The sequence below is a fragment of the Candidatus Accumulibacter vicinus genome, assembly GCF_000584955.1.
Taxonomy (GTDB): domain Bacteria; phylum Pseudomonadota; class Gammaproteobacteria; order Burkholderiales; family Rhodocyclaceae; genus Accumulibacter; species Accumulibacter vicinus.
The window spans coordinates 76997-89658 of sequence record NZ_JDSS02000032.1; the positions used below are offsets into that span (position 1 = coordinate 76997).

General features: G+C 56.2%; 4 protein-coding genes. All 4 read left to right on the top strand.

Annotated elements, in window-relative coordinates:
- Positions 1-85 precede the first annotated feature (85 nt).
- Positions 86-7264: a hypothetical protein gene (locus tag CAPSK01_RS15345; protein WP_273703795.1), complete on the top strand. Its 7179-nt coding sequence runs from the start codon at positions 86-88 to the stop codon at positions 7262-7264.
- A 93-nt stretch (positions 7265-7357) separates the two neighbouring features.
- Positions 7358-10645 (top strand): hypothetical protein, encoded by a 3288-nt coding sequence (locus CAPSK01_RS15350; RefSeq protein ID WP_034928536.1) that lies wholly within the window; start codon positions 7358-7360, stop codon positions 10643-10645.
- 146 nt (positions 10646-10791) lie between these two features.
- A complete protein-coding gene (locus tag CAPSK01_RS15355) occupies positions 10792-12327 on the top strand; it encodes a class I SAM-dependent methyltransferase (RefSeq protein WP_034928538.1) in 1536 nt (511 codons plus the stop codon).
- A gap of 214 nt (positions 12328-12541) precedes the next feature.
- A partial coding sequence (locus CAPSK01_RS23275) for a transposase (protein WP_273703804.1) occupies positions 12542-12662 on the top strand: 121 nt, incomplete at its 3' end.

Consider the following 12662-nt stretch of genomic DNA (forward strand, 5'->3'; position numbering starts at 1 on the left):
GGTTATCAGCCAGATTCTGAGCAATTTTGCTAAGCTGACCGACGACCCCCTCTTTGGCTCTTTCGCCTCGGCCTGGGAAGATCTGGTGTCTGTATCTGTTGCCTACAGCCAGAATCCGGCCAGCACCGTCATTGCGAGACTGCCCCTCCTTGACGGCAGGACCTTCGTGCTCACTCCAGAAACCGCGGCAGGCGCGGATGTCATGCGCCTGACTGGTGACCAGGATGTGCGCATTGACTTCACTAATCCGGCCAACCAGATCAAGGGTCTCGACCTGAACGGCAATGGTGTCATCGCCAATGACGGTGTCGAAAACGCAATTACCGGAAAAGCGGCCAACTTTGAAATCGTCGATGCCTATGCTCGCAATCCACTGAACGAGTTTGACAAAACCCATAACTTCCTAGGTGACATTCGCTATGACGGCACCGGCTACGGCGGAGACGGTGTTAATACCGACGGCAACATCGTTCTAGGTGGTTTGGGTGCTGACGCGATCTTCGGTGGGATTGGTAACGACTTTCTCGCCGGGGGAGGGGTAGCACCTACACGCCCCGGTGGTGGTGCGGATTACCTGTCCGGCGGTCGTAATACCGACTTCTTCTTCGGTGAGCTTTCCGCGCTAGACCCAACCGACGGCAACGGCACGACTTATGATGGTGGTACGACTACGGATGATTCTGCCGCCGGCTTGGCTGTTGCCTTCAGCGGCGTTAATTCACAGAATAACGACTGGCTCCTAATCGAAGCCTCTGACGACAATGAGCCAACTACCATTGTCCTCCAAGGGAGCGGGTCGGGTGTTGTTGGTGCGGTTGGTTCGGTTGTCGTTAGCTCGGGTACTGTAGGAGCTACCCTTCGGGATATCGAGAGTGTTGATGCCTCCGGCAATTTGTACGGTCATCTCAACGATGTAGAGGTGAAGCTTGGCGGGCGTGCCGTCGACTTACGTTCCACCGCACCAACGACCGGAACCGAGAACTATGGGATCGGTTCGTCCGCGCAGTTGAACATCACGGGTAGCGACGCAGCCAATGTCATTGTCGGTGGCTACGACAATGACGTCATCGACGGTGGGGCGGGCAATGACATCCTGTTCGGTGGCAATCTCAAGTACCTGATGACCAACCGTAACAACCCCAATTTGCTGGACGCTAGCGGTGGCCTGAACCTGAACGTCGCCAACGGGGTAGTCACCGATGGTCGGGATGATCTGTCTGGCGGTTCCGGCAACGACAGCATCGTTTTTGAAATGAATAGCGGCACGATTGCTGGTGGGAGCGACACCGGCACGACTAGCGCTGACAAGAGGAAGGTCACCGGCGATACCGCATATCTGACCGATTTCTCGATGGGGCGTTTACAGGGGGCAACCACCGCTGGCGAATCGACGGCGCAGCAGGATGCTCTCAACCAGGTGACTACCGACAAGGTCGTGCGTTTCGATCTCGGCAACGATGGTGCTGCCAACTTCAAGAACTACGGCGGCTCCAACGCGACCTCGCAAGACGCTACCAACTACACAGCGCCCCAAGTGGTGGTTGGTGTGGCCGGTACTGTGACCGGTATCGAAAGTGTGATTGCTACCGGTCTGGGAAGGATCGACTACAAGGCGGCCGGTAGTAACAGCCCGGAACTGACCTTCAACAATCAGCAGAACTACTTGGCGATCAACGCCAACCTCGATCTGCGGGGTAGCGGCGTAGACAACACCCTGTACGCCAGTACCGGCAACGACAGCATCGAAGGTCGAGGAGGGGATGACAACCTGTCGGGGGGTGCAGGCGACGACAAATTCATCTTCGCATTCGGCGATGGTGTCGATGCCGTTCATCGCCAGAAGGATGCCAATGGTGACAACCTGTGGGACGACACCAATGCCACTACTGGGGTTGGTTCCTTTGTTCAGGATTTCCGCGCTCCGCAGGCAGGTGACATCAGTTCTTCACGTCTTACGGTCGACTTTGGCTCGACTGATCTTACCTCGGTTGATGTCCAGGTTGCACTGTTCAACCTGAAGATCGGTGGCGTTGCCTTCACGGTGCCCGATACGGCTGCGCTCGCTGCGGCCAAGTCTGCGACTGCGCTGGCCGCCGTGGTCAATAGCGCTTACCATACTCAAGACGCGCAAGTTTCGGTGGTGGCAGTGGGCAACACGCTCGTGGTTACCGACAAATCAGGACGCGACATCTCCGACACGGTGGCCGAGGGTTATGGCGTCGGTGTAATCCTCGGTAGTGGCGCTGCTTCGACAACACCCACCTTTACCCCAGGCGGAACACCGATCAATGTGGTCGAAAACGACATCATCGTCATCAAGACCTACGATAACCGCGCAATCAACCTCGGCGCCAATGAGTTGAGCACAGAAATCAGCAATGCGGCGGCTTTGGTGACGCGTCTGGACAGCTCTGGCTCGCAACTGGCACAAGCTCAGAACATGCTGATCAAGCTTACCGACGTGAGCGAGGGCGACAAGGTTACCGTGACCATCAACGGTAAGGAATACAGCTACACCGCGTTGAGCGGCGAGAACTCCGAGGCGGTGTCGGCCAAACTGGTTGCGGTCATCAACAACGAACTCGACCTGAATTCCGGTTCCGGCCGTGTCGTTGCGACCAATAACACGGAAGTCGCCGAGTTCGATGAAGCCGATACAACCGCAGGTGTTCAAGACGTCTTGGGTAACATCGCCGTCTTTTCGGTGACGCAGGCGATCGTCGGTGGTTCGCAAACGTATATGAACACATCGGTAACCGTCACCAACGCACTAACGGGTTCGGCTGCGGGTAACGCGGCGATCCACAATCAGTCCAATACTCATATCGACCTGCTGGGTTTCGATGGTCGTAACGGCAACCTGAATGGCTCTGATGTCTTGTTTCTTGGGCGTAGTGCGACCTCCGTTTCGCGGCTGCAAACTGCCAAGGATACCGGTGAGACATTGGCCGGGACGAATGCTACGCTCGACGCCGATACGCCAAACACTTGGATCAATGGCGACGACCTGCTGATCGGTGGCAACGGTAACGACATCATCAATGCCGGTACCGGTGACGACCGCATTCTGGTCTCCAGGGGTACGGACTCGGTCAGCGGCGGCGGCAACACCACCAACGCTGATCTGTCGATCTTCAAGTACAACGATGTCCTGCAAGCCGAAGAGAGCACCTTCGCTACGGGCACTCGCTTCAAGACCACGCTCGACGGTACGTTGGGCGAGACTGGGCAAGGCAAGGGCGTACTGCTGGCTCAGGATGGAGTCGGCGCCACCATTGGAACGACCACCTTTGATGGTATCGAAACGGTTCGCATGCTTGAAAACAGCCGCGCTTCGAGTCTCGATGTAGAGACGCTGTCAAACAACGTCGCAATCGCCGTTGGCGCAAATGTAATCACCGGAACGGAAGGCCTGACGGTCAATTTGACTCGTGTCACTCCCTCGGTCAGCTACACTATTGATGGCAACAACTCTGGCAGCATCACAATAGTTCCTGGCGGGTTTGACAAAGCGACGGGTGACTACAGTGGCTACGTCGTAACTCAGGTATACGGTGAGGAAAACGTGACCACCGGTAACGCCAACGACACCGTCAATATCGACGCGTCGCAAATCGGCGCCAACAACACGATCAGCCTCGGCAACCAGCAGGACAACACGACCACTTTTGCAGAAGGGGAAGATCTGGTTGCTTACACCCATACCGTCGCGGCAGGTACCGCCTTGGCGCTTCCCAAAGACGCACCCAATCTGACCGTCAAGGTTGAATCGGCGGCCAATACCGACGAGATCAGCATGACTGGTGGCGTCCTGGGGAGTACCGTGACCAAGGACACGCTGATCAGTGCTGAGCGCATCGACGTGAGCGCTGCAGCAAACCATACCAAGCTTCCCCTCGATGTCGTCGATGTCAGCGATGTTCTTGATGTCAGCGCCATCGCCGGCGCAACCATTGGCTTTGGCACGGCACAAACGGTGTACAAGTCAATGGGGGGTGGCAACGCAGTCACCAGCGTGGCCTCCCTCGAAGCGAATACTCTGGAAACGGGGGGTGTCTCGAAGAGTGGCAATGGTTTCGGCAACGAAACGCTGGAAATCACGGGCATCACCCAGCTGGAGATCGTCACCGGTAGCGCCAGTGACGACCGTGTCATCGTCGGTGATGCCGGTGCAGGCACCGCTTTCAATGCTCAGTTGGTGGACACCAAGGTGGCGCTGAACCGGGTGTCGGTAGCAGGCAGTGCCGAAGGTTTGAATGTTCAAAACGCCGGTCTGATCAAATTCAACCTGGGCGACGGGACGAATGACACCGTCGATTACTTCAACGCTGCAGATGACATCGCTGTTTCCGTCGATACCTCGGGCGCTGGCAAGCACTACGTTTTGGTGGACGCAACGGCCGGTGGTGGATTCGGTTTTACCGACGACGTGGCCGACCGTGTGGACTTTGTTACTGGCGTCGAGCGTTTCTTTGCTACCGATACCAGCCTGAGCGCGATCGACCTGTCGGCAGCGACGATGGATACAACGATTCAGTTCTCGAAGGAATCCCTCGCTGCACTGAATGAATATGCCGAACCCAATGGCAACAACACCGTCGTCACAACCGATTTGGTCCGTGGTATTGAAGTGCGCGACAGCACGGCTGGTACCGTTTTTGCTCGCTTTATGGAGCGTACCGGGAGTAATGCTGCCGGCGATGCTTACTGGACCCAAGTTCAGGGTAGCGATTTCGCTGAAACGGTTGTAATGACTGACAATGAGACCGCGGCTCCTCAGACCATGAATCTTATGGCGGGTGCGAACTTGGTCGATTACAGCGCCCGCAGCGCCTCGGTTACTTTGGCTGTTCAAGGGGCGGTCGCCGGTACGCCGGTGACGCAAGCGGTCACCGTGGATGGCGATACGATCAACGTCACCGCCTCTTCCTATGCTAGCGGTGTGAAAACACTGACGGTCAAGGGCTCTTCGCAAAACTCGGATGTCGTTTCTGTGGCTGCGCTGACGACAGATATTGACAGCTACAACTTGGTCGATCTCGCTGCAGGTGTTGCCGTCGAGGATGTGTTGAGTGCTGATCGCCCGACGAACATTCAGGGTACGGCGATCTACTTCGCCGGGTTCGAGAACATCGCCGGTTCGGCCTCTGTCGATCGTCTCTATGGCAATGGCAGCATCAATGCGATTGCTGGCAATGGTGGAAACGACTGGATCGTCGGTCGCGGGGGCTATACCTCCGGCGTTGCACCAACAGTAGTCGGAGGAGGCGACATCTTGACCGGTGGTGGCGGTAACGATCGATTCGTTTTCGAGAATGAAAGCGATTCCGCGACCGTGATTGCGGTGGCCGGGGGATTCAACGATAGCCAGGACAATATCGTGGATTTCACCGCAGGCGATCTGTTGGTATTCAACACCTCGGACGCTGGTGCCGTCAAGTTGGCTGCTGCGGCGTCGGTCTTTACCGATGGCGGAGCTGCCGCCAACAGCCAGATGCAGATAGACCAGAACGGTAATGGGGCTTTGAATACCACTGCAGCGGAGATTCTTGCCGATCACGACTACACCTTTTACGACACCACGGGAAATGCCGATGAGACCGCAATCCTGATGCGGGTGGCACAATCGTCGGGTCAGGATATCCAGTATCTCAACAAATCGGTAAATGCAGTCGATGCTCAGTTCGAGGTGGTCTACACGTCTGCCGCCCAGTCGAACAACTTGGCGTTGCCGGATGAGTTCCACGGCTTCAACCTCGATCGGGATGGTGTCGCCATGGTGGGTGCAGATAAGATCGATCTGCGCAGCTTCAATTTCGGTGCCATCCGCGCTTCCGAGGACGACGTAGTCAATGCGGCTGGGGTGGTCGTTGCCGGGGGGGATGGCATCGCCGACTCGATTCAAGCGATTCTGTACAGCGAACCCGCGACGGTGAACAGTATCACTAACGTCGCCAATTTCTTCCGCGAAGGGGCGCTGACTACAGGCGTTGAGCGGGTCATCAATATCCAGCGTGAGTCCGGCACGACGAACTTCCGTGTCTTTGTCGATGTGAATCGGGACGGAAACTACACGCAGACGGATGATTTGGTGTTTGACATCCGTGATCCGCAAAACAACTCCGGTACGCCGATGATTCTGTCCGATGCCACGAGTGCCACGACGTTCTTCAATGACGCCAATGCTGACGGGGTTCCAGACGCGGCTGGGAGCGCCAACATTTTCATTTTCAACGACGCTCAGTACAAGCTGTGGGAGGGGCCCCCTGTCCCGACCTATACGCTGACGTCCTCGGTGCCAAACGTCAATGAAGGAGCAACGGTCAGATTCAACCTGGCCACGACCAACGTTGCAGATGGAACGGTACTCAACTACGTTCTCGGTGGGACGGGCATTACCGTGGCCGACACCAGTGTGGCTCTGGCTGGTACCGTGACCGTCAATGGCGGTGTCGCGATTCTGGACGTTACCCCGACGGCAGACTTGGCTACCGAAGGCGCCGAGACGCTGACGATGTCGATCACCGGAACGACGGCGACCAGCAGCGTGGTCATTAATGACACCAGCATTAATCCGACTCCGCCGACCTATACGCTGACGTCCTCGGCGCCAAACGTCAATGAAGGAGCGACGGTCAGATTCAACCTGGCGACGACCAACGTTGCAGATGGAACGGTACTCAACTACGTTCTCTCTGGGACGGGCATTACCGTGGCCGACACCACCGTGGCTCTGGCTGGTACCGTGACCGTCAATGGCGGTGCCGCGATTCTGGACGTGACCCCGACGGCAGACTTGACTACCGAAGGCGCCGAGACGCTGACGATGTCGATCACCGGAACGACGGCGACCAGCAGCGTGAGTATCAATGACACCAGCCTCACCCCCTCTCTGTTCGTTAATGTCGATCTGGGCACTGGGTCGGTCACGGCTGCGGCGGGTGTAGCGGAAGCCTTTGTCTATGACTTCTCGATAGTGGCCGGACGGGCAACGAAAGCGGGCGACGGAGAAGTCACGATCACCGGCTTCGATGTCACGCAGGACAAGCTGGTGTTCAACGACGTCGGTACCGGCACGGTATTGACGGAAGCGCAGTTCATGGCGCTTGCTGGTGTGTCGATTGCCGAAAACCCCTTCGCCCTGCCGCCGCCGGGCAACACCACCATCTATTTCGACCCGCTCGCAGGCGTTCTGGGTGGCGTGACTCTGGCGGGTATCGCGGATGCGGCTTTGGCAACCATTGTTGTGGAGACCCTGGCTTAAGGCCAAATGTTGTTGGCGCTACAGTACAGTCTCATGTACTGTAGCGCCGTGTTGATTGTTCATTAATTTTTTGTTCAACAGGAAGAAAACACTATGGCTACTTTTGCAGGCACAAGCGCTGACGACTTCATCATTCCGACCGCTAATGGCGTCGATTATCGCGGCGGCCAGGGTAATGACACCTACATCATTTCCGCACTGATCCCGGCCAGTGCCGTGATCACCCTCACCGATACCGAAGGCGCCAACAAGGTTCAGTTGGCCGATGGTCTGACCATCGCCTCCAGCAACTTCCTGGCAAACGCCGTTGAACTGACCTTGTCCAACGGTGCCAAGATACAGATTACCGGCGCTTCCACCTTTACCTATGACATTGGCGCCAATGCCACCGCAGGCGACGCGGCGGTCACTCCAAACCAGACTTACGCAGCATTTGCAGCGGCCTTGGGTGCGCCCGCCATTCCGGGAAGCGGCACTCCGAATTATGTGGTCCCGCCTAATCTACCGCCCGTACCGACTTTTTCCGTCACCGGTGCTGCCGCGGCGGCCGAAGGCACGGATGCCAGTTTCGTGGTCAGTTTGGCCAACCGCGTAGCGGGGGTCACCTACGGTACCACCGTGACTCTGGCGCAGACTGGCGGCGCCACCGCAGGTACAGACTTCGCCAACGCCCTGACGCTCGATGCGGCCTCGATTGCTGCCGGCATTACCCTGGTGGGCAACGTATTAACCATCCCAGCGACCTCAACCGTGACTAGCGTGACGCTGAAGACAGCTGTTACGTCCGACGCGCTCAGTCCGGAAACCGGTGAAGGACTGAGCGTCACGTTGTCAGCTCCGACGGGCACTGGCGCAGTCATCGGTGCTGCGTCGACGGTCACGACGGCCATCACAGACGTGCCATTGTCCTACACTATTTCGGCAAATGCAGCTTCCGTGTTTGAAAACGCCGAGGTGATCTATACCGTCACGGCAAGTGCACCGGTTGCGGCAGACACGGTGGTGGCGTTCTCGGTAGTCCCCGGTGATGCAAGTGCTGCCAATCAGGGCACCAACAATACCAACCTGAACGACTTTGCGGCAGGTTCCTTCAATCCCTCGAATGTCACGATCAAGGCGGGTACCACGACCGCGACCTACTCCGTAACCGCCGCAGCCGACATAATCACGGAATTGCCAGAAGCGTTTTCGGTTAAAGCGGTTGTTGCCGGTGTCGCTACGCCCTTGACGCAAGCGACGACCCTTCTGGATAGCGCCGGTACCGGTGGTCAGACCTTCACACTCACTATTGGTGAGAACAGCGGCCCCGCCTTCACTGGCGGCAGCGGTAATGACATCTTCAATGCCCTCATCGTGCAAAACAGTAAGGGCGATACGGTGAACAGTCTTGAGTCCTTCGATGCTCTGGACGGTAGTACTGGCACCGACACTTTGAATGCCACCATCATCGGCGCTACCCCGGCCCCTGTTCTCAAGAACATCGAGAATGTCAATCTTCGCTTCGCAGAAGCCAAAGGGATTGACCTGACCAGTGCTACCGGCGTGACCACGGTGACCGTCGCAAACAGCACGACTAAATCCGGTACCATCAGTAAAATCGGGTCCGTCGCCAACCTGGCGGTGAATAATCAGTTGCTGAGCGTAGATTTTGACGCTTCGACGGCGACCACGCTGGCTCTGGGTCTGGATGGTGCGGGTAATCCAGATGTCAACACTCCAACGCAAATCGTGGTAGATCTTGGCGTAGCTACTGCTTCCAAGGTCACCACGCTGAACGTGACCGCCAACAACGCCAACGTGGAAATTACGGATTCGACCGCCGCCGAGAAAATCACGACGCTGTCCGTTGCTGCCACGGGAACCAATATTCTGAAGCTCACCGAAGCGGCAAAGGCAACAGCGGTGACCGTGACTGGGGCTGGTTCCGTCGATCTGACTGGTGCAGCTGGTGCAGCGTTTACCGGCGCACTGAAAACATTTAATTCTTCCGCCAATACGGGTGGCGTCAAAGTGGATGTTCAGAGTACGGTCATTTCTGATATTACGACGGGTGATGGCGCGGATACCATTAGCAATACCGTTGTGGTCGCAGGAAGCTCCATCAGCTCAGGCAAGGGCAATGACATTATTCGAACTGCTGACCAACTGACCAATTTAAGCAAGGGTATTAATGGTGGCGATGGAACCGATATCATCAACATCAGTGATGGTTCGAAACTGGATGCCACGACCGCGAAGTACATCTCCAACATTGAAACTCTCGACGTTTCCGGGGGAACAGGTAACTATGATGTTTCTCTGAATAGTTTTGCCACGGTTCAGATTGATGAAGCGATCGCCGGTGCTTTGGCTGGTGCAGTGGATTTCAAGAACGCTCCCGACACCTTCACGCTGACCATCGCCAGCAAGGCGAAAACAAATGCAGACTTTGCTGTTGGCAAAGCGATCACGGTCACTGGCAAGGATTATGCTGGTACAACCGTGAAGGGCAATGCGGAAACCTTCACCCTGGTTGCGAACCTCAACGATGGCAACAAGGATAATGGGGCCGACGGTAATATCGATGCCAACACCGTGACGGTTGCTGGTGTCGAAACCCTGGTCGTTCAAGCTACCACGACGACTCTGGATGGCGGCACTGATGCACTGAAGGCTTCGAAGAGCACGCTGACGGCCAAGTTTGTGGCTACTGAAGCGGAAACCATCACCATCAAGGGCGACGCTTCTGTAGATCTGTCAAGTGTGACCACCATTGGTGTGGTGACCAAGGTGGATGCATCGGGTTCGACCGGCAATGTGACCATCGATTTCACTGGTCACGCCAAGAGCGTTGCCTACAACGGTTCTGATGGTATTGATACCTACAAAGCCGGAAAGGCGGGTGACACCATCTATACCGGCAAGGGCGCTGACGTTGTGACCCTGGATGCCAAAGCTGGAGCTGCTGGTGCTGTGCGTGATGTTTATGTCCTCAAGGCAGCGACTGATTCGCAAATCACAGACACTTCGAAGGATGGCAAGATCACGATTGCCGCGGATACCGGCTTTGATGCGGTAACGAATTTCGACTCGGTTGGTGACCCCACCCCAGTGGCCAATACCTCTGACCGTCTGGATCTGACCAACTTCGGTTTCACTGGGTCACAACGTGGTGTGGTTGATGTCTCCGGATCCGTTGCTGGCACTACCGACTTGACCAGTGTTGCCAACCTGTTCAGCACCGTCGCGGGTAACCGTGGTGTGGCCTACACCAACCTTGGCGGCGCTGACAGCTACGTCCTGATCGATGTTAACAAGGATGGGAACTTCACTGCGGCGGCTGACTTGATTATCAAGCTGGTTGCTGTAGCTGCGGTGTCGGAGACTCTCATCAACTTCTAATCTCTTTTGGGGGGAAGTTCAACGCTTGACCCGCCAAACGAGAAGTCCTCAAACCCCGTCTCCTGTCAAAAGGGACGGGGTTTTTCCTTGGTCCGCCCGCATACGCATATCAAGAAAAAACCCTGCCCATTTCCTAAGGAATCATGATGACTGACTGGACTGCCGGCTACGTGGCCGACATTGGCTACACCTACGGGTATTACACCGAACTCAATCCGCTGCGGCTGCGGCTTCCATTTCTTAATGCTGGAGTCATCTGCCCCAATGTGGGTACGGCCTGTGAACTGGGTTTTGGTCAGGGTCTTAGCGTCGGCATTCACGCTGCAGCCTCGCTGACGAAATGGTATGGCACGGATTTCAACCCGGCTCAAGCCGGTTTTGCACAGGAAATCGCCTCAGTATCCGGTGCCAATGCGCATCTGTTTGACCAGGCATTTGCTGAATTTTGTGCCCGCCCAGATCTTCCTGATTTCGACTACATCGGCCTGCATGGCATCTGGAGCTGGATTTCTGATGATAACCGTGCCGCTATCGTGGATTTCCTCCACCGCAAGCTAAAGGTCGGCGGGGTGCTTTATATTAGCTACAATACCCAGCCCGGCTGGGCTGCAATGCTGCCGATGCGAGAGCTTCTCACTGACCACGCGGACGTCCTGGGGAGCTGCGGTCAAGGCATTGTCAGTCGCATCGACAGTGCCCTCGACTTCGCTGATCGTATGCTTGCGACCCATCCAGCCTATGCGCGCGCTAACCCGCAGGTAGCTGAACGGATCAAGAAAATGAAAGGACAGAACCGCAACTATCTGGCCCATGAATACTTCAACCGAGACTGGCACCCCATGTCTTTTGCTCGTATGGCAGACTGGCTGGCTCCCGCCAAGTTGAATTTTGTGTGTTCAGCGCATTACTTGGACCATGTCGATTCGGTGAACCTTGCTGACGACCAGTTGGCCTTTCTGAAAGAGATTCCCGACTCGATGTTCCGTGAAACGGTGCGGGATTTCATGTGCAATACCCAGTTCCGTCGCGACTATTGGGTGAGGGGGGCGAGACAACTGGATGTTTTTACACGTGGTCAACTTCTCAGGGCGGAGCGCGTCATCTTGCTGATTAACCGAGATGCAGTTGAACTGAAAGTAAATGGATCGCGCGGCGAAGCGTCGCTCAACGATAATGTCTATAACCCCATCCTGGATTTGCTGAGTGATCACAAGGCGCGAACATTGGAACAGATTGAACGAGCCGTAGAGAATAAAAATATCGTCTTTGCGCAAGTGCTGCAGGCGGTCATGATTCTGATTGGAAAGGGTGATATAGCACTTGCCCAGGAGGAGTCAGTTGTGTCCAGGGCCAAACGTTTCACGGATAAGCTCAACCTGCATTTGATGAACAAGTGTCGGGGTAGCAATGATCTAGCCAACCTCGCCAGTCCAGTCACCGGCGGCGGGCTGACGGTCAACCGCTTCCAGCAACTCTTCTTGTTAGCCCGTAGTCTAGGCAAGAAAACCCCGGAGGAGTGGGCTCAGTTTGTCTGGCAGCATCTGGCTATATTGAATCAACGTATCACGAAAGAAGGAGTGGCCATTGAATCCGTCGAAGATAATATGGCTGAACTTGTGCGTCATGCTACAGAGTTTGACCGTAAAAACGTACCGATCCTGAAGGCTCTCCAGGTCGTCTGATTCCAAGTTGCGTTGGTGTAGTATATTGGCATGATCCCGGGTGTGGCGGGGCGTGGGTGTCCGAGGAGGTGGGCATGGCCATGCGAGTGAAGCCGGAGACTAAGATGATTTCCGAAAGGCTCTTTATGTGTTTCGGACGGCTGAAGATTTGCGCGGGGGCAGGCCGCCATTCCGATAGAATTTTCGGTTGTGATGCCTTGATGATGTTGGCCCGATGCTCTACCTTCAGAACTTGCTGGACGATGCCAAGTGTTACGACGAAGTGCGCGAACGGCGCTGGCCGGAGGGAGTACGCTGTCCGCATTGTGCGTCGCCCGAAGTGACCCGGCAAGGGC